The following is a 21398-nucleotide window of genomic DNA, read 5'->3' as shown; positions in this document are numbered from 1 at the left end:
CGCCGTTTCCGGTTTGCCGGAAGCGGCGTTTCCTTTTTGTTGCAACATGGTTCCCACTTTGCATGAAGACGGGGCTGGCGATTGTCGCCTTGGCGCTTGCAAAGCGGGCGTTTTTTGTCTTTTGTATGCCGGATTTCATCATGCCCTGTTCGCTGCAGCGAATGGGTAAAACATGCGCTTGAGAGCAATGCGCGCAAGGGGAGAGAAAATGACCAGCCCAGATTCCATCGTCATCGTCGGTGCCGCACGAACGGCCGTAGGAGCCTTCAATGGTGCTTTTGCCAATGTGCCAGCGCATGAGCTGGGGGCGGTTGCGGTGAAGGCGGCGCTTGAGCGTGCAGGCGTGACGGCAAGCGAGGTGGATGAAGTCATTCTGGGGCAGGTGTTGACCGCGGGCGCAGGACAGAATCCGGCACGCCAGACGGCAATGGCCGCAGGCTGCCGTCAGGAGGCAACCGCCTTTGTCATCAATCAGCTTTGCGGTTCGGGTCTGCGCGCGGTTGCACTTGGCATGCAGCAGATTCTGGCCGGCGACGCCAGGATTGTTGTCGCTGGCGGGCAGGAATCCATGTCCATGGCGCCGCATTGCGCGCATCTGCGCAGCGGCGTGAAGATGGGCGATTTCAAAATGGTCGACACTATGATCCATGATGGCCTGACGGATGCCTTCCATGGCTATCATATGGGTGTTACGGCCGAGAATATTGCGCGCCAATGGCAGCTGAGCCGCAGTGAGCAGGATGAATTTGCGCTGGCCTCGCAGCAGAAGGCGGAAGCAGCCCAGAAGGCGGGCCGGTTTGAGGAGGAAATTGCGCCGGTAACGGTTAAAAGCCGCAAGGGCGAGGTCGTGGTGAATGCGGACGAATACATTCGCCCCGGCACGACGCTTGAGGGGCTGGCCAAGCTGAAGCCAGCCTTTGAAAAGGAAGGCACGGTGACGGCAGGCAATGCTTCGGGCATCAATGACGGGGCGGCAGCCGTCGTGCTGATGAGCGCGGAAGAGGCCGCCAGGCGCGGTGCATCACCTTTGGCACGTATCGTCTCCTGGGCAACGGCAGGTGTGGATCCGTCGATCATGGGCACGGGCCCGATCCCGGCCTCGCGCAAGGCGCTGGAAAAGGCCGGCTGGACTGTGGCAGATCTTGATCTGGTCGAGGCAAATGAGGCCTTTGCGGCACAGTCCTGTGCCGTGGTGCGTGATCTGGGGCTCAATCCTGAGATCGTCAATGTCAATGGCGGCGCCATTGCCATTGGCCACCCGATCGGCGCTTCAGGCGCGCGCATCCTGACCACCCTGCTTTATGAAATGAAGCGGCGCGATGCGAGGCGCGGTCTTGCAACGCTGTGTATTGGCGGTGGCATGGGCATTGCCATGTGCCTTGAACGTGACTGATCCGGTTTTCCAGATGAAACGGCAACGGGCAGTGGCGCAAGCCTTTGCCCGTTTGCTTTTGGTGCCACCAGGAGCGTGAAAAAGTTAACAGAATGCGTCGAATCGGCCGCTCAGGCGGCGGTTTTACGTTCCGGCTTGTAGAAGGCGCCGAATAAAACCACTACATATTGTGTGAACAAAACGGGAAACATCAGCCATCACCGATTCGTCGCTGATTCGTTCTGCCTTTGACCTGAAAGTTAATGAAATGGCCGGTCCGGGCTTGTCTGTATTAACCAACCATAAGTATTTATTAATTTTTTCTTAAAACTGGCAGGCAATGCAGGCACAATGATTTTTCGGTCTTTTGCCAAAGGTTAACGCGACACCGGCAGATGCCGCAGCAAAGGCCTTCCTCTTTTTATCTTGATTCATCATGTTGTGTGGGGTCGTATTGACGTCACAATATGTAGCCGTGAACAAACAGGGAAAGATCGGAGGTCAGCGATTCGTAGCCGATTCGTTCCAGAGTCGTTCTATTGGTTAAAGTAGGGAGGCCGTAAAAAGCCGCAAGAGATTTTGGGTAATGGCCTTAAACTTTACAGGAGCGCTTTCGATTGACTTCAGATAATGCTATCGCGGGATTTTATATTCCGGGAATTCGAATTTGGCATGAACCAGTACCCTGCCCATGATTTGCCTCTGGTCCTGAGCGGTCGCGATGTGACTGCTGTTCTGGGGCCGACCAATACAGGCAAGACGCATCTGGCCATTGAGCGCATGCTGTCCTATGGCAGCGGGATCATCGGTCTGCCGCTGCGCCTTCTGGCGCGCGAGGTCTATAATCGCGTTGTCGAGCGCGTGGGGGCCGCCAATGTCTCGCTGGTGACAGGGGAGGAGAAGATCGTGCCGCCGGGGGCGCGCTATTCGGTCTGTACGGTGGAGGCCATGCCACGGCATACGGATGCCGCCTTTGTCGCGATTGACGAAGTGCAGCTCGCAGGCGACCTGGAACGCGGCCATATCTTCACCGATCGCATCCTGCATCTGCGCGGGCGCCAGGAAACGCTGCTGCTTGGTGCTGCGACCATGCGCGGCATTCTGGAGAAACTTTTGCGCGGGGTGAATATTGTCACGCGGCCGCGTCTGTCGCAGCTTACCTATGCCGGATCGAAGAAGATCACGCGCCTGCCGGAGCGTTCAGCCATTGTCGCCTTTTCGGCGGAAGAGGTTTATGCCATTGCCGAACTCATCCGTCGCCAGCGCGGTGGTGCGGCGGTGGTAATGGGTGCGCTCAGCCCGCGCACGCGCAATGCGCAGGTCGAGCTTTATCAATCCGGTGACGTGGATTTTCTGGTTGCCACCGACGCCATTGGCATGGGGCTTAATCTGGATGTCGATCATGTCGCCTTTGCGCAGAATCGCAAATATGACGGCTATCAGTTCCGCGATCTGACGCCTGCCGAAGTGGGGCAGATTGCCGGGCGCGCCGGCCGGCATGTGCGCGATGGCACATTTGGCGTGACGGGACAGGTTGATCCGTTTGATGTCGAACTGGTCGAGCGTGTCGAGGCGCATGAGTTCGATCCGGTGAAGGTGCTGCAATGGCGCACGAGCCGGTTTGATTTCTCGTCGATCAATGCGCTGTTGCGTTCGCTTGAGACGCCGGCACCGGTCGAGGGGCTGACGCGGGCCTTGCCGGCGGTCGATCAACAGGCGCTTGAAAATTTGTCGAAAGACGAAGACATTACGGCGCTTGCCACAACGCCGGAAAGAATACAGCTTTTGTGGGATGCCTGTGCGCTGCCTGATTATCGTAAGATAGCGCCAGCACAACATGCCGACATCATTGCAACCATTTACCAGGATCTGGTTCGCCGGGGGAGCGTCGATGAAGATTATATGAGCGAGCAGGTACGCCGCGCCGACAGCACGGAGGGGGAAATCGACACTCTGTCGCACCGCGTGGCGCAAATTCGCACCTGGACCTTTGTGTCGCACAGGCCCGGATGGCTTGCCGATCCGACACACTGGCAGGAAAAGACGCGCGAAATAGAGGATAGACTGTCCGACGCGCTGCATGAGAGGTTGACGAAACGCTTTGTAGACCGCAGGACAAGCGTGCTTATGAGGCGCCTGAGAGAGAATACTATGCTGGAAGCAGAAATTAGTCCGACCGGAGACGTGATTGTCGAGGGTCATAATGTCGGCCAACTGGACGGTTTCCGTTTTACTGCCGATGTTCAGGCCGATGGCCCGGATGCCAAGGCCGTGAAGGCGGCAGCGCAGAAGGCGCTTGCGGTGGAATTTGAACGTCGCGCCGAACGGTTTGCGGCAGCGCCCAATGGCGATTTCGCCATTGGTTCTGACGGCGTGCTGCGCTGGGTGGGGGCACCTGTCGCCATGCTGGTTGCAAGCGAGGAAATCCTGAAGCCGCGTGCGGTCATTCTGGCGGATGAGCAGCTGACCGGCCCGGCGCGCGAGAAGGTTGCAGCCCGTATCGAGCGTTTCATTGCCCATCACATTGAGACAGTGCTGAAGCCGCTGCATGATCTGGCCAATGCCGATGCGCTGACGGGCATGACACGCGGTCTTGCTTTCCAGATTGTCGAAAATCTCGGTATTTTGCCGCGTCGCGATGTGGCGGAAGAGGTGCGGGGGCTGGATCAGGATTCACGTGCAGCACTGCGCCGCCTGGGTGTTCGCTTCGGCGCCTATCATGTCTTCATGCCGATGCTGCTCAAGCCCGCGCCGGCTGGACTCATCACGCTCCTGTGGGCGCTGAAGAACGATGCGCGTGAACGCCCGGGCTATGGCGATGTGGTGCAGGTTCTGGCCGCAGGCCGCACCTCGGTTGTGGTTGATCCGAACTTTGATCAGCAATTCTATCGCCTGGCCGGTTATCGTGTGCTTGGCCGTCGTGCGGTGCGCATTGATATTCTTGAGCGCCTTGCAGACCTCATCCGTCCGGCGCTTGCCTGGCGCCCGGGATCGGGTGCGCGCCCGGATGGCGCGTTCGATGGCGGCCGTTTCATCGTGACACCTGCCATGATGTCGATCCTGGGGGCAACCTCGGAAGACATGGAAGAAATTCTGAAGAGCCTTGGCTATCGCAGCGAGACGATGGATGCGGCGTCCGTTGCGGCAAAGCTTGCTGAACTTGATGCCGTGACGGCAGAGGCAGAAGCTCAAGCCAAGCCGGCGGTTCCGCCGGCTGAGCCGGTGCCCGCACCTGTTGTCGAGGCCAAGACTGAAGAGACAGCCCCTGCAGCCGCTGAGACGCCCGCAGAGGCGCCTGCCGCCGCTCCGGCGGAAGAAGCCGCAGTGGAAGCCAAGCCTGTTCTTCTGTGGCGTCAGGGCCGTTTTGAAGGCCGTGGTCGTCATCAGGATCAGAATCGTGGCCGTCACGACGGCAATCGCGGCAATCGCCATCGTGGCAAGGGCGAGGATGGTGAGGAACAGCAGGCCCGTGGCGGCAAGCCATTCAAGAAGAAGCCGCACCGCGATGGCGATGGACAGGCCAAGGGTGGCAAACACGGTCATCCAGGTCAGGCCAGGCGTGATCATGGCGGCAACAAGGGTGGCAATGCGCCGAAACGTCCTGAACAGGAACGTTCGGCAAGGATTGATCCCGATTCGCCTTTTGCCAAGCTGCTTGCGCTGAAGGAACAGCTGAAGAAGTAATGGGTGAGGCGCCGGCAAAACAGCGGATCGATAAATGGCTGTTTTTTGCACGCGTGGTCAAATCGAGATCGCTGGCGGCGAAGCTCGCCGTCGGCGGCAAGGTTCGGTTGAACCGCGACAAGATCGAGCAGGCCTCCCATCCGGTGAAGATCGGCGATGTGCTGACGATAACGCTTGATCGGCGCATTCTGGTCTACAGGGTGCTCGGTCTGGGTGAACGACGCGGGCCTGCGCCGGAAGCGCGACTTCTCTATGAGGATCTGTCCCCGCCACCGCCGCCAAGGCTGGAAAGCGAAGCCGTGCCGCAGCGTGATGCCGGGGCAGGGCGGCCGACCAAAAGGGATCGGCGTGTTCTGGATCGGTTGCGCGGCCTGTGACCCTTGCCATGGGCGTGCTGTCATGATTGCTGGGGAGCGGCAGGCCTGCGCCCTTTGGCAGGGCAGGACGGGATAAAATCTTTCCATTTGAATTTGTTGATCACGATGCGGCGATTGTGCCCTTGTCAGTGCAGCATAAAATCGTTACCTCACGCATGTCTGAAACGGATAGGGCGCGATTATGCGCTTTTTATTTAAATAACGGCGACGTAGCACTTCGGTGCGCCAGCATCGAATAAGCCACGCTGGCCTCAACAGGATAGACAAACCGCTCCCTCCGGACGGTAACAGGAGTTCGACGATGACTTATGTCGTGACCGATAATTGCATTCGTTGCAAATATACGGACTGCGTCGAGGTTTGTCCGGTGGATTGCTTCTATGAAGGCGAGAATATGCTCGTCATCAACCCTGATGAATGCATCGATTGCGGCGTATGTGAGCCGGAATGCCCTGCTGAAGCAATCAGCCCGGACACGGAACCAGGCCTCGAAAAATGGCTGGAAATCAACGCGGAATATTCAACCAAATGGCCGAATATCACCGCGAAGAAGGATGCGCTGCCTGAGGCAAAAGAAATGGATGGCGTTCCTGGCAAGTATGAACAGTTCTTCTCGCCCAACCCTGGCAGCGGTGACTAGTTCCTCAGGAACAGGATGGTATCCGTTCGCTTTCATGAAACGTGTGAACTGCAGTTTTTTTGATTTAGTCAGTTGAAAACTGTTTGAAGCCGTCTGGTGGAAGTTGCAGAAATGCGCAAAATTATGCTGTTACCGGCGTTTTTTGCAGTTTGTTGATTCTGGTCCGAAATTGTGGTATGGTGTTGCCACAATTTCGGTGACTGGACGTCAAGTCGTGGCGCAAATGCGTTAATCTCTGAATGGGCTAATTTTTACACCGGGCTGCATGGCACCGGGACAAGCGCATGTGATGCTGTTTGTTCCATGAAACATCTCCCGGGTGATGCAATTCGCTGTCAGATACGTTTTCAGTTCTTAACCGACTGTAACTTCGGCGTTTTTCGTGAAACGCGGTCGAAAATCATGTGTCAACCGGCGGGTTGCGCCGGGCACAACAGGGAGTAATGAAGCGTATGTCATCCCAGCAGAAAAAGTCCTCAGCGCGTCAGGGTTTCAAAAGCGGTGAGTCGATTGTTTATCCAGCTCATGGTGTCGGTCAGATTGTGGCAATCGAAGAACAGGAAGTGGCTGGCCACAAGCTTGAACTTTTCGTGATCGACTTTGAAAAAGACAAGATGCGCCTGAAAGTGCCGGTTGCCAAGGCAGCGTCCATCGGTATGCGCAAACTGTCTGAAACCGACTATGTCGAGCGGGCTTTGAAGGTTGTGCAGGGACGTGCGCGCATCAAGCGCACCATGTGGTCGCGCCGGGCTCAGGAATATGATGCAAAGATCAATTCCGGCGATCTGATCGCGATTTCGGAAGTCGTGCGCGATCTATTCCGTGCGGAAAACCAGCCTGAACAGTCCTATTCGGAACGCCAGCTTTATGAAGCTGCCCTCGACCGCATGGCACGCGAAATCGCCGCGGTGAACAAGGTGTCGGAAACCGAAGCCATCCGTCTGATCGAAGCCAATCTTGCCAAGGGACCAAAGCGCGGCAAGGCTGAAGTCGAAGTCGAAGACGATGAGGTTGAAGCAGCATAATTGGTGCTTCAGTGTGTTTTCAAAAGCCCGGCCATGTGCCGGGCTTTTGCATTTCTGGCCGACGGGCTGGATGCAATCTGCAAAGCACGTCTGCAATCATGAGAACGACATGAGCAACACGATAGGGGGCAGGGCAGCAGGGGCTGCGGCACCACCCAACGGAAGGCTTGTCCGGACCGCGCATGTGCCAAGACAGCATTGTCTTTCACGATCCGGCCCACCGGCCCATCCGGGCCGGTTTTCCGGGAATCATTCGCTGATCAGTTTCACGCGGTCGCCGACCGAGACGGTCGAGCCGGGCGGCATGGCATTGATCAGCTGAAAGAGTTCAAGCTTGCGGTTCGTGCCCTGCATGCGGGCAGCAAGGCTTTCCATCGTATCGCCGGGCTTTACGGTCACCACGCGAATGCGCAAGGGCTTGATGGCCTGTTGCTCGCCTGGGGTGAGCAGGCGGAAGGAATGGGTTGCCGTTTGTGATGCCGGCAGGAGGGCATTGCTGCCTTTTGGAGCGGCGGTGAGGAAACGATAGACCTTGTTGTTGACGCCGATCACGACAATATCGAACTGCCAGCGGTCGGCACTTGCTCGCGCCGTTGCAGCCGGCAGGCCGTTGATAATGGTTTCACGGATCGTGCTTTCATCCAGCCCCGTCACCCAGCCGGAACGCAGATATTCGGTGAGGCTGGAGCCGGATGGCAGGGACGCGCCATCAAAGCGGATGGCCACCTCGCCAGGGCCGGTCGCCATGACGGCCGTGGCCGAATTATCGATGACAAAGCCATTCGGCACGCGGAAGGTCAGGCCCAGTTTCGGGTGAATGAAGGTCTGTTCACGGACATAACCCTGATTGGGCGAATCGCCATAGAGAAGCCCATCAATCCCGTCGAGGAAGGAATTGCGGTCTGTCGTGCCAACGCCCGGTGCGCCAATGAGGCGGGCATGGCGCATGGCCAGTTCAATGCGCTGCGGGGTGGCAGGGTGGCTTGCCAGAAAGTCGAGGCTGGCATCGGTTGCGCCCGAAACCGAACGGAAGGCGGAATAGGCATCCATGGATTGCAGGAAACGCGCTGAGGCAAAGGGATCATAGCCTGCCTCGCCGATCATCCTGATGCCGATGGCATCGGCCTGCAGTTCCTGATTGCGTGAGAACTGGGCAAGGCGCAGCTTGCCACGAATGGCGGCTTCACGGCTTGCCGCCTCATTGTGCAGCACTTCCGTGGCCACACGGCCAGCAATTGCCGTTTCGACTTCCTTTGCCTGCCGCAAAATGCCGTGATTGGCAACGACATGACCCATTTCATGCGCAATGACAGCGGCAACTTCGGCAGAATCATTGGCCAGCGCCAACAGGCCGCGCGTCACATAAAGATAGCCGCCAGGCAGCGCAAACGCATTGATATTGGGCGAATCGAGAATGGTGATGCGGTAGGTCTGATCCGGCTTGTCGGAAACGGTGGTCAGCTTGCCGACGATCTTGGCGACCATGCGTTCAAGCTTGGGATCCTTGTATTCGCCGCCATAGGTGGCGAGGATGCGCGGATGCTGCTGTGCGCCAAGCTGTGCGAGGCGGTCATTGCGCGTGACATTTTCCACCGTCACCGGATTGGATGAGGGCTGTAATCCCAAGTCCTGATGCGAACTGATCGACTGGCAGGCGGACAAGAAACCGGTCAGAATCAGGGTAAGCCCCAGCGTCGGCTGCCGCCATTGAAGGCGCGGCCGTGCAGGCGTGAGACAGGAAAATGACTGACATGCCCGCATATGGGGCGTTTGACGAAACAGGGTCTTATCCTCGCAAATCACGTAACGCTCGACCAAGTTAAATCTAGAGCATTTCTGCCCCAAATGAAAACTGCACTGTTTACACGAACTGCGTGAAAACAATCATCTAGGCGTATCTTTGGGGCAATTACGTATAAAATATGGCTTTTATCAAATAGCCGTTGCAACGGAATGGGAGGGCGGGCTGCCAATATAGCGTCTGAGCGCTTCCGGCCCTGTTTCTGCCAGCAGTTCTTTTGCTGGCCCCTGTGCGGAAATCCGGCCATTCTCGATGAAGACAAGCCCGGCATCGAGATAGAGCGCGTCTTCCGGCGTATGAGTGACCATGAGCACGGTCATGCCGGTTTCGCGCTTCAGCTCCAGGATGAGATCGAGCATTTGCAGGCGCATGGCTGGTCCCAGCGAGGCAAAGGCTTCATCCAGCAGTAGCACGGGCTTGTCGCGCACAAGTGCGCGGGCAATGGCAACCCGCTGGCGTTCGCCACCGGAAAGTGCTTCGGGCTTGCGTTTTTCCTTGCCATCCAGTCCGACGCGGGAAAGGGCCGATCGGATTGCGGCATGATCTTCGGCATCCAGTTTCAGCCGTGGCGAGCGGCCAAGGCCGACATTCTGTTCCACCGTCAGATGGGCAAACAGGTTGTTTTCCTGAAACACCATGGAAACTGGCCGTTCGGCTGGCGCAAGACCGGTCACATCCGCGCCGCCAATCAGCACCCGGCCTGATAAAGGCTGTTCGAAACCTGCGATCAGATTGAGCAGGGTCGATTTGCCGGAACCGCTGGGGCCGACAATGGCCGTGATTGCACCTGCTGGAATGGTGGTGTCATACAGCATGTGCATGTCACCATAGTCGAAACGCACGGCGTCAAGTCGGATTTCTGCGGGTGGATAGGGGGTCATGATGGCTGGTTATCCTTGAACGAGGCTGCGGCGCGGTCGGCAATCATCATCAGGGCAAGGCAGAGCGCCCCCAATATCAGCGCCAGTCCTGCTGCATCGAATGTGCGATAGCTGCCCATGCGCTGCAACAGGAGATAGGGCAGTGTCAGCACCGCATCGCTGCCAAACAGCGCCACCGTGCCAAGATCGCCCAGTGAAAGCGCCATGGCAAAGGCAAAGCCCATGCCGAAGGGGCGGCGGATGGATGGCCACTCGATGAGGCGGAAACGGTTGAAGCCATGAATGCCGAGCTGTGCGCACAGATGGTTATGGCGTGCGGCTGCGGTATCCCATGCCGGGCGCATGAGCCGCATGGCAAAGGGCATGGCCATGGCCGCATTGACGGCGATGATCATCAGTGGTGCCAGCGTGAAGGGGTCGGTGAAATGGCGCAACAGGATGAACCAGCCGGCGCCAATCACGATCGGCGGCATGACAAGGATGAGGCTTGCGCCTGTCTCGAAAATCTGGGCGCTGCCGGTGTTCCTGACGGCTTCACGCGCCGCAACGATTGCCAATGACAACAGGACGGCAAGCAGTGCGGCTGAAAAGCCAAGGACAAGGCTGGTGATGATGGCGCGCCATACGGCCGCCTCGCTTAAGAGACGGATCAGATCGGCAGCAAGGCCGGAGACCAGAACACCGGCAATGGGCAGCGCCACATAGAGAAAGCCGAGCGTGATGGTGACGATATTGGTCAGGCGTTCGCTTCGCCCCGGCTTTCCATAGCGCTGCGGTGTCGTTGTGAATGTATGGGCCTCTTCTGCCGTTTTGCCGGTCAGGCGCAGGGCGATCAGGATGAGCAGGGTCAGTGCCAGTTGCGTCAGCGTAAGGGCAACCGCGCGGGCGGGGTCAAAGTCAAAATGCAGGCTTTGATAGATGGCGACTTCCAGCGTGGTGGCGCGCGGGCCGCCGCCAAGCGTCAGCACGGTGGTGAAGCTTGTCACGCAGAGCATGAAGACAAGGCCGATCATGCCGGGCAGATTGCGCCTGATCACCGGCCATTCGATCAGACGAAAACGGGCCGTCGCCGACATGCCAAGCTGGGCGGCAAGTTTCCAGTAATCGCCTGGAATGGACTCATAGGCGGCCAGAATCATGCGCACGCAAAGCGGCATGTTGAAAAAGACATGCGCGATCAGAATGCCGGTCAGGCCATAGATGTCGGGCTGGAATGGATGGCCCAGTGCCGCAGACATCCATGCCACAAGCCCGTTGCGGCCATAGATGCTGGTGATGCCCAATACGGCAACAAGGGCGGGCAGGGCAAGCGGCAGCGCAAAAAGGCGCAGGATCAGTGCGCGACCCGGAAAGCGTGGTTCGGCATAAAGCGCACGCGCAAGCGGTATGGCGAAAAGGATCGACAACAGGCTCGACAGGATGGCCTGCCAGAGCGTGAAGCGTGCAATGCGCCATAGATAGGCATCGAACTGGGCGGCGGTCGCAAAACCGCCGCCTGTTGCCTCAAAGCCAAGGGCAACCAGTGCGCCACCGGCAAGCAGGCCCAGAAAGCCAAGCGCCAGCCAGCCTGCAACAGGTTTGAGACCGTGTTTCGCTGTCATGCCGCGGGTGGCGAGGCTGGCTGTCATTTGCTGGTCGCCGCAAGCCACTCATCCGTCCAGGCCTTGCGGTTTTGCGCAACCTCCTCAGCGGGTATCAGCAAGGTTTTTTCCGGCTTCGGCAGCTTGTCAAAGGCAGGATTGAGTGGCGTCGAGGTCTTGCCCGCCGGATACATCCAGTTGGTTTCCGGGATCACGTCCTGAAAGCCGGGGCTGGTCATGAATTGCAGGAACTGTGCTGCCAGCGGATTTTTCGCGCCATTGACGGTCTGGGCGGCCAGCTCGATTTGCAGATAATTGCCTTCCGGGAAGGCAAGCGCCTTATAGCGATCGGTATTTTCCGCAATCATGTGATAGGCGGGCGAGGTGGTATAGGACAGAACCATCGGCGCCTCGCCCCTGGTGAACAGTCCATAGGCTTCCGACCAGCCAGGGGTGATGGTGAGAATGCGTTTCTGCAATTGCTGCCATGCCTCGGATGCCTTGTCGCCATAGACCGACTTCATCCACAACAGCATGCCAAGACCGGGGGTCGAGGTGCGCGGATCCTGCAGCACGATCTTCTGGCTTGCGTCGCCTTCGACCAGTTCCTTCAGGCTCTTTGGCGGATTGGCCAGCTTTTCGGAATCATAGATCACGGCGAAATAGCCATAATCATAGGGCAGGAAGATATCGTCCTTGAAGCCGCCGGGCACATTGATATTGGCCGGGTCGATAGTGTGCGGGGCGAAATGGCCGCTGGCACGTGCTTCGGCGGTAAGGTTCGTATCAAGGCCAAGCACGATATCGGCCCTGGTATTGCTGCCTTCAAGCCTGAGCCGGTTCAGCAACGCCACGCCATCAGCGGATGCGACCCATTCAACGGTGCAGTCGCATTCCTTTTCAAAGTTTGCCTTGACCTTGGGGCCGGGGCCCCATTCGCTGACAAAACTGTCATAGGTATAGATCGTCAGCGTCTTGTCCTCGGCAAGGCTTGCCGGGGCAAAAAGGATACAGGCTGAAATGGTGAGAGTGAAGAGTGATCTCAGGTGCCGCAACGGCTCCTCCTTTCGTCGTTTCACATAAGGATTGGCGCCATTGAAGCTATGTGGCGTCTAATCCCTCCGCCGGTACAAACCGGATCAGGTTCAGCGGGTTGGCTGGATGGCCTCTCAGCCATGCACGATGATTGTGCACGGCACCCCGTTAGAGCGCCGTCAAAATAGCGAATTCATTTTTGAAGGGCAAGAGTTGCTCTTGATGCCATGCCGGGCTTTCGTGCGCGACTCACGCATGTTATGAGCGTCGCATGAGCACATTCATTCTTCTTCTGGGCGGCGATCTGGTTGTGACGGAACGGTTGAAAAGCCAGATTGCCGGAGCGCGTGTTCTGGCTGCCGACAGCGGCATTCGCCATGCAGCAGCCCTGGGCGTTGAGCCGGAATTGTGGCTGGGCGATTTTGATTCGGCAGGCCAACACCTGCTGGAAACCTATGCGCATGTGCCCAGGATGACCTTCCCGCGTGCCAAGGACAAGACCGATGGCGAGCTTGCCTTTGCGGAAGCCTTTGCGCGCGGTGCTTCGCGGGTGATCATGTGCGGCGCCTTTGGCGGAGCGCGCACCGACCACACGTTTCTGCATCTGACCATGGCGACGGCACAGGCGGCAAATGGGCGTGCTGTCATGCTCACCAGCGGCAGGGAAGAGGCCTATCCCCTGCTTCCCGGCCATGCGGTCTATGATTTTCCGTCCGGCACGACCTTCAGCATCCTGAATTTCTGTACAGTCGAGGGGCTTTCGATCACAAATGCTGAGTGGCCGTTAGACAATGTGACCCTGCCATTCGGCTCTTCATGGACAGTTTCCAATATAGTGCGCGGACAACTTGAAGTTACGACACGCTCCGGCATGGCGATATTGTTGGCAGACCTTGGTTTCTTGCAATAAAGCATGTCAGACATCTGTTTAGGCTTGACGATGGCCATTCAAATGTATTGTAAATGAGAGAAGGCGGGTATTACTGCTTTTTACGCCGAGCTGGAATGCATATCGCGCAGGATGCATAATCGGTGTGAGTCACTCTTGTAGGAGTCTGTTTGATGAAGTCACGTCTTTCCACGATCGCAGTTGCAGCAATTCTTGCGCTGTCAACGGCAGCCTGCACCACTGCTGAACAGCGTACGGCTGGCTACGGCGTAGGCGGTGCAGCACTTGGCGCGCTGGCAGGCGGCGCCATTGGCGGCAATACGCGCGGTGCCTTGACGGGTGCTGCAATCGGTGCTGTTGCCGGAACGCTGGTTGGTGCAGCGCAGACCCGTAATGGCGTTGATTACTGCCGTTACCGTGACCGTTATGGTCGCATCTATGAAGCACCTTGCCAGTAAGACTGGCAGTTGCCTCATGGATCATGAGGGTTTTGCAGGCCGGGGAAACCCGGCCTGTCTGTTTTTAGTGTCTTCGCATTTGACAGAAAGCGATTTGTCGCGGACAAGCACTGCAGTTTTCACATCGCATTGCAAAGAGAACCATGGCTCCTCCGCTTCTTCGTCTCGACCAGATCAAGCTTACATTCGGCGGCACGCCGCTTCTTGAAGAGGCCGCATTGTCGGTGAGCGAAGGCGACCGCATTGCGCTGGTCGGCCGTAACGGCTCCGGCAAGTCCACTTTGCTGAAGATCGCTGCCGGGATGGTCGAACCGACATCGGGTGAAGTGTTCAAGCATCCGGGTGCCACCATCCGCTATCTGCCGCAGGTGCCGGACATGGAAGGCTATGCCAATGTGCGCGCCTATGTCGAGGCAGGGCTTGGGCCGGCCGATGATCCGCATCGCGTGACCTATCTGCTGGAACATCTGGGGCTGACGGGTGAGGAGACGCCTGATCATCTCTCCGGTGGCGAGGCGCGACGTGCCGCCCTTGCGCGCGTGATTGCGCCACAGCCGGATGTGCTGCTTCTGGATGAGCCGACCAACCATCTGGATCTGACCACCATTGAATGGCTGGAAGGCGAATTGCGCCAGATCCGCTCGGCAATCGTGCTGATCTCGCATGACCGGCGTTTCCTCGAAAATGTCAGCCGTTCCACCATCTGGCTCGACCGCGGCATGACGCGGCGGATCGATCAGGGCTTTGCCCATTTTGAGGAATGGCGCGACAAGATCCTTGAGGAAGAAGAACGCGAATTGCACAAGCTCGGCCGTCAGATCGTGCGTGAGGAGCACTGGTTACGTTATGGCGTAACGGCGCGCCGCAAGCGCAATATGCGCCGCCTGAACGAGCTGAATGCCATGCGGGCTGAATTCCGAAATCATCGTAAGGCGCAAGGCACGGCGGTGCTTGCAGCCAGTGATGCGAAGGAATCCGGCAAGCTGGTGATTGAGGCCCAGGGGCTCAACAAGGCCTATGGCGAGCGTGTTCTGGTCAAGGATTTTTCCATTCGCGTGCAGCGTGGCGACCGCATTGGCCTTGTCGGGCCCAATGGTGCTGGCAAGACCACGCTGTTGTCGCTGCTTACCGGCAAGCTTCAGCCCGATTCCGGCACATTGCGTCTGGGTGTCAATCTGGAAATGGCCGAGCTTGACCAGAAGCGCGAAGGCCTCAATCCGGATGACACGCTGGCGCATTACCTGACCGATGGGCGCGGCGAAAACCTGATCGTCAATGGCGAGCAGCGCCATGTCGTGTCCTACATGAAGGACTTCCTGTTCCAGCCGGAACAGGCGCGTACACCCATTCGTGAGCTTTCGGGCGGCGAGCGTGCCCGGTTGATGCTGGCGCGTGTCCTGTCGCGGCCGGCCAATCTGCTAATCCTCGACGAGCCGACCAATGATCTTGATATGGAAACGCTCGATCTGTTGCAGGAGCTGGTGGCAGGTTTTCCCGGCACGGTCATTCTGGTCAGCCACGACCGTGATTTCCTTGACCGCACAGTCAGTTCGGTGATTGCGCCGGAGGGCGATGGGCGCTGGCTGCAATATGCCGGCGGCTATAGCGATATGATGGCGCAGCGCAAGGAGCAGGCGCTCAACCGCCGCACTGTCAGGGCAGAAGGAGCTGGCCGGGCAGAGGGGAAGACTGAAACGGAAGCGCCGGTCAGACGCGAGGAAAAGCGCAAGCTGTCCTACAAGCAGAAATTTGCGCTTGAAACCCTGCCAGGCAAGATGGAGACGCTGGCCAGGGAGATTGCCGTGTTGGAAGCAAAGCTGGCCGATCCGCAGCTTTACAGCAAGGATCCGGTGCTTTTTGCCAGAACGGCCGAACTTCTGGAAAAGAAGCGGGCTGAAAATTCGGCCATGGAAGAGGAATGGCTGGAACTGGAAATGCTGCGCGAGGAACTGGAAGGGTAAGCCCCTTCCAGTCAGTTTGCTTCCTACATGGGGCCTGATCAGGTCGGGATAGAGGGGGCGCTTGCGGCTTCGAGCCTTGCGCGTGCTGCGTCATTGAGCTTCAGATGGATGGCATTGATCATCTCGCCAAGCTGGGCAAGGCTGGTGGCGCTTGCAATCGGCGCGGTAATGCTGGGCCGCTCCATCAGCCAGGCCAGCGCAACCTGCGCAGGTGTTGCGTTGAGATCCTGTGCCACTTCATCCAGTGCCGCGACGATCCTGAGCCCGCGTTCATTGAGATATTTTTCTACTGTCGTGCTGCGCGCACGCCGGCCAAGATCGGCTTCAGAGCGGTATTTGCCGGTGAGGAATCCGGCGGCAAGTGCATAATAGGGGATTACACCAAGGCCATTGGCACGGCAGATCTGTTCCAGCCCGTCTTCATATTCGGCCCGGTCATAGAGATTATATTTCGGCTGCAGGGTCTCATAACGCGGCAGATCATGCCGTCTTGCCGTTTCGAGCGCTTCGGCAAGACGGTCAGGTGTCAGGTTTGACGCACCAATCGCGCGTACCTTGCCAGCCCTGATCAGATCCTGATAGGCGCCAAGCACATCCTCGAAAGGCGTTTCCGGGTCATCCCAGTGTGATTGATAAAGATCGATGTAGTCGGTTTGCAGCCGTTTCAGTGATGCGTCGACCGCCTTGCGAATATAGGCAGGCGAAAGCCCCTTTTCGTCGGGTCCCATCTGTGAGCCGACCTTGGTGGCAATGACCACGCGGTCACGAAGCCCGCGTGATTTCAGCCAGTTGCCGATGATGGTTTCGGATTCACCGCCGACATTGCCTGGCGCCCAGGCAGAATAGGCATCGGCCGTATCGATAAAATTCAGACCGGCATTTACAAAACGGTCGAGAAGCGAAAAGGAAGTCGCTTCATCGACCGTCCAGCCAAACACATTGCCGCCAAAGCAAAGCGACGAAACCTTGATGTCAGTCTTTCCGAGCGTGCGGTATTCCATGAACCTGTCCTTTGCTGTCATCAGGGGCCGCAGGCGACCCAGATAAACGACAGGAAGGGCGGGCCAGCGTGCCATCATAGGTAACGGTCAACGGCGTGCTCACATGGAAATGGCACATCGTGTCTGCCGAAAATCAATCCCGATCCTGCGGCCGACACGCCTTAGAGCAATCCCGATTTTCACGGAAAGGCTGATTGCTCTAACATGCTGTTTTCGCAGTTCCGGACGGAAACCGGTTTCCACTTGTCCTGGAACTGCCCCAGCCGGTCAGCTCATGCCCAGCGCATCCTTGTAGAGCTGGAGCATGGCTTCTTCTTCCTGTCGTTCGTGGTCTTCTTTCTTGCGCAAACGAATAATGGTGCGAACGATCTTGCTGTCAAACCCCGAACCCTTCAATTCCGCATAAACTTCCTTGATATCGTCGGCGATGGTCTTCTTTTCTTCCTCAAGGCGCTCAATGCGTTCGATGAAGGCGCGCAACTGGCCGACGGCAATGGTCTGGGCTTCGCGGGTAATATCGTCGCTCACGGCATTCTCTCCAGTTTCAGTTCAACATATACGGAGCGCCAATGCATCCGCTCCTGAGGTTGCCCCGTGTTTTCTCCGAGTCGCAGGCAAAAGTAAGGGCAAAATTTGCCTGCAATGCAATTTAACGCCTCAGGGCCTGTGGATAGCGGGCACACTGGCCTCCCGGCGATGTTCCGCATCGACCGGGCCGGTGCGGGAGCCGAAATGCCGGACAACATGCATCTCATCCATGCTGTTGATCTCTGCCAGCATGGGGGCCAGACGTTCTGCCCATTCCAGCACGCCCTTTTCGTCGGCGATCAGATCCTGCCGCACCTCGATCAGCACATGGGCAAAGCCCTTGCACGTGCCATGGCGATAAAGCGCATCATTGCGCAGGGCGCCATCATAGGGTTCGTTGTCGCCCACGACGAGGCCCGGTTCTGCGCGCAGGCGCTGCAGAAGCGGGGCGGTTGCGCGGTCATCCCTGTCCCATAACAGGCCGACATGCCAGGGCCGCGCCTTGCCTTTCCAGAAGGGGGTGAAGGAATGCACGGCCACGATGAAAGGTGCCTTGCCGCTTGTCTGTTCCACCCTGTCGCTCATTTCGGCAATGGCCTGATGATAGGGGCGGTAAAAACGCTGCATGCGCTCCTCGCGTTCGCCGGCCGACATCGGATAATTGCCCTTGATCACGGCGCCGTCAGAAAGCTGCATGATCAGTGTCGGGTCATCTTCGCCGCGATTGGGATCAATCAGCAGGCGGGAAAAGCCGGCCATGACAGCGGGCGCATTGAGCCGCCTTGCCAGTTCGCGCGTGAGCGCCTCGACGCCGATGTCATAGGCGATGTGGCGCTCAAATTCGTGCGCATCAAGCCCAAGTGTGCCATATTCGGCAGGCAGTTCGCGCCGTGCATGGTCGGCAGTCAGGAAAAGACCGAGGCCGAAATCACCATCGATCCGGATTGCAGGTGAAAATGACATGAAACTGTCTCGGAAATTTGATCGGGGCTGTGCAGAAATTTTCAGTCCTTGCCAGAAGTGTCATGAGAATGACGCGATTGCAATCTCCGTTACGAGCATGATTGTGTATGATGCGCTTGCTTCGGGCAGTGACTGCGTTGACATCACAGGCGAAACTGCCGAAAAGAGAGCTTCCAAAACCGGATTTCCCGAACGGGTTTTCCATTCGTGAGACAATGCGATTGCGGGCTGAAGGGTTCGGCGAATGCGACTTCCAATATCTCTGGCCTTGTATGCGGGTGTTGTGCTGGGAACACTCGGCATATCATCCATGGCGGCTCACGCTGATTTCCGCGTTTGCAATGCGACCCAGAATGTGGTCGGCGTTGCAATCGGGTACCGGGCGAAAACCGGATGGGTTACCGAAGGCTGGTGGCATATTGACGGTTCAACCTGCAAGACGCTGCTCGAAGGTCCATTGTCTTCACGTTTCTATTACCTCTATGCCGAAGATGCCCAAGGGGGCGGGCGCTGGGCAGGCAATGTGAACATGTGCGTCGCAGAAAAGGAATTCCGTATTGAAGGCGTTCAGGAATGCTTCTCACGAGGCTATCAACGCGTCGGATTCCAGGAATATGACACTGGAGAACAGACCAGCTGGATGGTCCAGCTCTCCGATGACGCACCATCCGAAAATCCGACTGTAACAGGAACGAATAGCCAATGAAGCGCAACCGCAAGGTCAAGATTTTAGCAACCCTTGGCCCGGCTTCCAGTGACGAAGCCATTATCCATAAGCTGTTCGAGGCGGGCGCAGACGTGTTCCGCATCAATATGAGCCATGCCGATCACGATCTGATGCGCACGCTTGTCCGGCGCATCCGCAATGTCGAAAAGGCTGTTGGTCGTCCGATCGGCATCCTCGCCGATCTGCAGGGGCCGAAGCTGCGTGTCGGCAAGTTCCGGGATGGCAAGGCTGATCTCGTTCCGGGGCAGACCTTTACCCTCGACAACAATGAGGAACTGGGCGATGAGACGCGCGTTTTCCTGCCGCATCCGGAAATTCTGGAAGCCGTGCAGCCGGGCGACCGCCTGCTGATCGATGATGGCAAGCTGCATCTGGTGGCGGAAGACTGCGATGGCAAGTCGATTCGCTGCAAGGTTGTGGCGGGCACGCGCATTTCCGACCGCAAGGGCGTCAGCCTGCCGGATACGACACTCGGCGTTGGCGCGCTGACCGACAAGGACCGCCGCGATCTTGATGCCGTCTTGCAGGAAGAGGTTGACTGGGTGGCCCTGTCGTTCATCCAGCGGCCGGAAGATCTCGTCGAAGTGCGCAAGATCTCGCAGGGCAAGGTCGGCCTGATGTCGAAGATCGAAAAGCCGCAGGCCGTGGCGCGTCTGGATGAAATCATCGAGCTTTCCGATGCGCTCATGGTGGCGCGTGGCGATCTGGGCGTGGAAATGCCGCTGGAAAGCGTTCCGGGCATCCAGAAGCAGATCACGCGCCGTGCACGCCGTGCCGGCAAGCCGGTGGTTGTTGCAACCCAGATGCTGGAATCGATGATCAGCGCGCCGGTGCCAACGCGCGCGGAAGTCTCCGACGTGGCAACGGCTGTGTTTGAAGGTGCGGATGCAGTGATGCTGTCGGCCGAATCGGCCTCCGGCCAATATCCGGTCGAAGCCGTGGCAACGATGAACCGCATTGCCGAAAAGGTCGAGCGCGAGCAGACCTATGCCAGCATCATTGATGCGCAGCGCGCGGTTCCGGAACCGACGGGCGCGGATGCGATTTCGCTCGCCGCACGCCAGATTGCCGAAACGCTGAAGCTTACGGCCATCGTCACCTATACGGCGTCCGGCACGACGGGTCTGCGCGCGGCGCGCGAGCGGCCGCAGACGCCGATCATCTCATTGTCGCCAGTGGTGGATACTGCACGCCGGCTTTCGCTGGTCTGGGGACTGCATTGCGTGGTCGCCGAAGATGCGAGCGACCTTGAGGATATGGTCAACCATGCCTGCGAAATCGTCCATCGCGAGGGGTTCGGCAAGGCTGGCGACCGCATCATCATTACCGCTGGTGTGCCGTTCGGAACGCCGGGGGCAACCAATATGCTGCGCATTGCCTATATTGGCGCAGATGGCCAGAGTGGCATCTGAGCAGGCAGGAACTGCGTATCGGAAGAGGGCGCCGACGGCGCCCTTTTCATTGGCGCCAATCCGGAAGCCTGAAATCACGTGCGGGTGTCGGTGAGTTCGTCGGCCAGATCGCTGTAGTTTTTCTGCACTTCACGCATCATCGGATAGACATCCAGCGCCTTCTGATAGGCTTCCAGCGCCCGTTGTTTGAGGCCAGTGCGGCGCAAAATCGTTGCCATGCTGGTCAGCGCATCGAAACGGCGTGGTTCGAGCTCCAATGTGCGATTAATGTCGTACATGGCGTTCTGGTAGTCTTTTTGCAGGAAATAGACCGTTGCACGCCGGTTCCATGCTTCGGCATAGTCCGGGGCAAGCGCGATCGCCTCATTGAGGAAATCAAGCGCCGAGGCATAGCGCTTTTCCACCATCGCCTTGGTGGCCCATTGCATCAGCAGATCGACTGTCGCGCTGCCGGATCGTGACCAGATCGTCTTGATCTGGGCAGCAATGGCCAATGCCTTGGCATCGTCGCGTTCACGGCGGAGCCTGACAAAAAGCGAGTCCAGACGTTCTGCGACTGTCTGTTCGGTCAGGGATGTTTCCGCGTTCCGGGAAGCGTCGTCGCTGGGCGATTCTGCCGGTTTTGCGCTGGCCTTTGCGGCTTCATCGGCAGGCATGTCTGTTTGCGGCGCTTCGGGCAGGGGAAGCCCGCCCAGCGGTGCGTCGGGATAGGGTGCAGCATCATCTTCCTGCGCCAGAGCCGGCGCTGAAAGCAAAAGGGCGCAGAGCGCCAGACATACAAAAACGTTCCGCATGCACCTAATGTTTATCAAGTGATGCGGAACGTCAAATGCAAAAGCATCAATCAGATCGAGCCGTGTCAGGATCAGCCCTGACGAGCCTTGTAGCGTGGGGCGCTCTTGTTGATGATGTATACGCGGCCCTTGCGGCGGACCAGCTGGCAGTCACGATGACGGGCCTTAAGCGCTTTAAGCGAGTTCTTGATCTTCATGTCAATCACCGGTCTGGTTGGCCCATCGACAGGACATGCCGCCGGGCTGCAATAAAACAGGCGCTCAAGGCGC

The 21398-nt window shown here is 58.1% G+C and carries 19 protein-coding genes and 1 riboswitch; of the genes, 10 read left to right on the top strand and 9 right to left on the bottom strand.

Translation table 11 applies throughout. The features are described from left to right. The first annotated feature begins 208 nt into the window (after positions 1-208). From ACFO1V_RS00480 to ACFO1V_RS00460, 5 genes are all read left to right on the top strand, one after another. The gene (locus ACFO1V_RS00480) at positions 209-1393 is read left to right on the top strand and encodes an acetyl-CoA C-acetyltransferase (protein WP_374829833.1); all 1185 of its coding nucleotides are present in this window, start codon (positions 209-211) and stop codon (positions 1391-1393) included. Positions 1394-2044: 651 nt separating this feature from the next. Continuing rightward, positions 2045-5056, top strand: a complete 3012-nt coding sequence (locus ACFO1V_RS00475; protein WP_374829835.1) for a helicase-related protein — start codon at positions 2045-2047, stop codon at positions 5054-5056. Beyond that, a complete protein-coding gene (locus ACFO1V_RS00470; protein WP_374829837.1) occupies positions 5056-5433 on the top strand; it encodes an RNA-binding S4 domain-containing protein in 378 nt (125 codons plus the stop codon). Before ACFO1V_RS00475 ends, ACFO1V_RS00470 begins: the two co-directional genes overlap by 1 nt. Positions 5434-5734: 301 nt before the next feature. Then, entirely contained in the window at positions 5735-6073 is a 339-nt protein-coding gene (gene fdxA, locus ACFO1V_RS00465; protein ID WP_374829839.1) for a ferredoxin FdxA, read from the top strand. Positions 6074-6525: 452 nt separating this feature from the next. Further along, positions 6526-7098 (top strand): CarD family transcriptional regulator, encoded by a 573-nt coding sequence (locus ACFO1V_RS00460; protein WP_374829995.1) that lies wholly within the window; start codon positions 6526-6528, stop codon positions 7096-7098. A gap of 249 nt (positions 7099-7347) precedes the next feature. Here ACFO1V_RS00460 and cdlP read toward each other — a convergent pair whose 3' ends face one another. The 4 genes from cdlP to thiB all read right to left on the bottom strand — a co-directional run bounded on the left by cdlP (position 7348) and on the right by thiB (position 12406). Then, positions 7348-8859 carry a cell division protease CdlP gene (gene cdlP, locus ACFO1V_RS00455; protein WP_374829997.1) on the bottom strand — a complete coding sequence of 504 codons (1512 nt, stop codon included), beginning with the start codon at positions 8857-8859 and terminating at the stop codon, positions 7348-7350. A 171-nt stretch (positions 8860-9030) separates the two neighbouring features. Then, entirely contained in the window at positions 9031-9780 is a 750-nt protein-coding gene (gene thiQ, locus ACFO1V_RS00450) for a thiamine ABC transporter ATP-binding protein (RefSeq protein WP_374829841.1), read from the bottom strand. Further along, complete coding sequence (thiP, locus tag ACFO1V_RS00445; RefSeq protein WP_374829843.1) at positions 9777-11408, bottom strand: thiamine/thiamine pyrophosphate ABC transporter permease ThiP; 1632 nt, start codon at positions 11406-11408, stop codon at positions 9777-9779. Before thiP ends, thiQ begins: the two co-directional genes overlap by 4 nt. Beyond that, entirely contained in the window at positions 11405-12406 is a 1002-nt protein-coding gene (gene thiB / locus ACFO1V_RS00440; protein WP_374829999.1) for a thiamine ABC transporter substrate binding subunit, read from the bottom strand. Before thiB ends, thiP begins: the two co-directional genes overlap by 4 nt. 53 nt (positions 12407-12459) lie before the next feature. Next, positions 12460-12573: riboswitch (TPP riboswitch) on the bottom strand. A 93-nt stretch (positions 12574-12666) separates the two neighbouring features. Here thiB and ACFO1V_RS00435 point away from each other — a divergent pair. From ACFO1V_RS00435 to ACFO1V_RS00425, 3 genes are all read left to right on the top strand, one after another. Further along, positions 12667-13305, top strand: a complete 639-nt coding sequence (locus ACFO1V_RS00435) for a thiamine diphosphokinase (protein WP_374829845.1) — start codon at positions 12667-12669, stop codon at positions 13303-13305. A 152-nt stretch (positions 13306-13457) separates the two neighbouring features. Beyond that, positions 13458-13742 carry a glycine zipper domain-containing protein gene (locus ACFO1V_RS00430; RefSeq protein ID WP_374829847.1) on the top strand — a complete coding sequence of 95 codons (285 nt, stop codon included), beginning with the start codon at positions 13458-13460 and terminating at the stop codon, positions 13740-13742. A 143-nt stretch (positions 13743-13885) separates the two neighbouring features. Next, positions 13886-15703: an ABC-F family ATP-binding cassette domain-containing protein gene (locus ACFO1V_RS00425; protein ID WP_374829849.1), complete on the top strand. Its 1818-nt coding sequence runs from the start codon at positions 13886-13888 to the stop codon at positions 15701-15703. Between the two features lie 38 nt (positions 15704-15741). On the opposite strand, the gene ACFO1V_RS00420 is transcribed toward ACFO1V_RS00425, so the two are convergent. From ACFO1V_RS00420 to ACFO1V_RS00410, 3 genes are all read right to left on the bottom strand, one after another. Further along, positions 15742-16704: an aldo/keto reductase gene (locus tag ACFO1V_RS00420; protein WP_374829851.1), complete on the bottom strand. Its 963-nt coding sequence runs from the start codon at positions 16702-16704 to the stop codon at positions 15742-15744. Between the two features lie 267 nt (positions 16705-16971). After that, positions 16972-17232, bottom strand: coding sequence for a DUF2312 domain-containing protein (locus tag ACFO1V_RS00415; RefSeq protein WP_374829853.1), 261 nt, complete (start codon positions 17230-17232; stop codon positions 16972-16974). Between the two features lie 129 nt (positions 17233-17361). Further along, positions 17362-18195: an N-formylglutamate amidohydrolase gene (locus tag ACFO1V_RS00410; RefSeq protein ID WP_374829855.1), complete on the bottom strand. Its 834-nt coding sequence runs from the start codon at positions 18193-18195 to the stop codon at positions 17362-17364. A 244-nt stretch (positions 18196-18439) separates the two neighbouring features. On the opposite strand from ACFO1V_RS00410, the gene ACFO1V_RS00405 reads away from it, so the two are divergent. Next, the gene (locus ACFO1V_RS00405) at positions 18440-18901 is read left to right on the top strand and encodes a DUF1036 domain-containing protein (protein WP_374829857.1); all 462 of its coding nucleotides are present in this window, start codon (positions 18440-18442) and stop codon (positions 18899-18901) included. Then, complete coding sequence (gene pyk, locus ACFO1V_RS00400; protein ID WP_374829859.1) at positions 18898-20334, top strand: pyruvate kinase; 1437 nt, start codon at positions 18898-18900, stop codon at positions 20332-20334. The genes ACFO1V_RS00405 and pyk overlap by 4 nt, the downstream gene beginning before the upstream one ends. 74 nt (positions 20335-20408) lie before the next feature. Here pyk and ACFO1V_RS00395 read toward each other — a convergent pair whose 3' ends face one another. Both ACFO1V_RS00395 and ykgO read right to left on the bottom strand, forming a co-directional pair. Continuing rightward, positions 20409-21128 carry a tetratricopeptide repeat protein gene (locus ACFO1V_RS00395; RefSeq protein WP_374829861.1) on the bottom strand — a complete coding sequence of 240 codons (720 nt, stop codon included), beginning with the start codon at positions 21126-21128 and terminating at the stop codon, positions 20409-20411. Positions 21129-21199: 71 nt separating this feature from the next. Beyond that, positions 21200-21325: a type B 50S ribosomal protein L36 gene (gene ykgO / locus ACFO1V_RS00390; protein WP_374829863.1), complete on the bottom strand. Its 126-nt coding sequence runs from the start codon at positions 21323-21325 to the stop codon at positions 21200-21202. Between the last annotated feature and the right edge of the window lie 73 nt (positions 21326-21398).

The organism is Daeguia caeni, assembly GCF_042653845.1.
GTDB classification, from domain to species: domain Bacteria; phylum Pseudomonadota; class Alphaproteobacteria; order Rhizobiales; family Rhizobiaceae; genus Brucella; species Brucella caeni.
The sequence above is the reverse complement of the archived record's forward strand: the minus strand, read 5'-3'. Positions and strand labels throughout refer to the sequence as shown.

Excerpts from the sequence above, each read along its gene's own strand:
- ACFO1V_RS00460 (WP_374829995.1), top strand. The coding sequence starts at position 6,526 with ATGTCATCCCAGCAGAAAAAGTCCTCAGCGCGTCAGGGTTTCAAAAGC.
- thiP (WP_374829843.1), bottom strand. The coding sequence starts at position 11,408 with ATGACAGCCAGCCTCGCCACCCGCGGCATGACAGCGAAACACGGTCTC.
- pyk (WP_374829859.1), top strand. The coding sequence starts at position 18,898 with ATGAAGCGCAACCGCAAGGTCAAGATTTTAGCAACCCTTGGCCCGGCT.
- ACFO1V_RS00420 (WP_374829851.1), bottom strand. The coding sequence starts at position 16,704 with ATGGAATACCGCACGCTCGGAAAGACTGACATCAAGGTTTCGTCGCTT.
- ACFO1V_RS00410 (WP_374829855.1), bottom strand. The coding sequence starts at position 18,195 with ATGTCATTTTCACCTGCAATCCGGATCGATGGTGATTTCGGCCTCGGT.
- ACFO1V_RS00435 (WP_374829845.1), top strand. The coding sequence starts at position 12,667 with ATGAGCACATTCATTCTTCTTCTGGGCGGCGATCTGGTTGTGACGGAA.
- ACFO1V_RS00475 (WP_374829835.1), top strand. The coding sequence starts at position 2,045 with ATGAACCAGTACCCTGCCCATGATTTGCCTCTGGTCCTGAGCGGTCGC.
- ykgO (WP_374829863.1), bottom strand. The coding sequence starts at position 21,325 with ATGAAGATCAAGAACTCGCTTAAAGCGCTTAAGGCCCGTCATCGTGAC.
- ACFO1V_RS00395 (WP_374829861.1), bottom strand. The coding sequence starts at position 21,128 with ATGCGGAACGTTTTTGTATGTCTGGCGCTCTGCGCCCTTTTGCTTTCA.
- fdxA (WP_374829839.1), top strand. The coding sequence starts at position 5,735 with ATGACTTATGTCGTGACCGATAATTGCATTCGTTGCAAATATACGGAC.
- thiQ (WP_374829841.1), bottom strand. The coding sequence starts at position 9,780 with ATGACCCCCTATCCACCCGCAGAAATCCGACTTGACGCCGTGCGTTTC.
- ACFO1V_RS00430 (WP_374829847.1), top strand. The coding sequence starts at position 13,458 with ATGAAGTCACGTCTTTCCACGATCGCAGTTGCAGCAATTCTTGCGCTG.
- ACFO1V_RS00480 (WP_374829833.1), top strand. The coding sequence starts at position 209 with ATGACCAGCCCAGATTCCATCGTCATCGTCGGTGCCGCACGAACGGCC.
- ACFO1V_RS00425 (WP_374829849.1), top strand. The coding sequence starts at position 13,886 with ATGGCTCCTCCGCTTCTTCGTCTCGACCAGATCAAGCTTACATTCGGC.
- ACFO1V_RS00470 (WP_374829837.1), top strand. The coding sequence starts at position 5,056 with ATGGGTGAGGCGCCGGCAAAACAGCGGATCGATAAATGGCTGTTTTTT.
- ACFO1V_RS00405 (WP_374829857.1), top strand. The coding sequence starts at position 18,440 with ATGCGACTTCCAATATCTCTGGCCTTGTATGCGGGTGTTGTGCTGGGA.
- cdlP (WP_374829997.1), bottom strand. The coding sequence starts at position 8,859 with ATGCGGGCATGTCAGTCATTTTCCTGTCTCACGCCTGCACGGCCGCGC.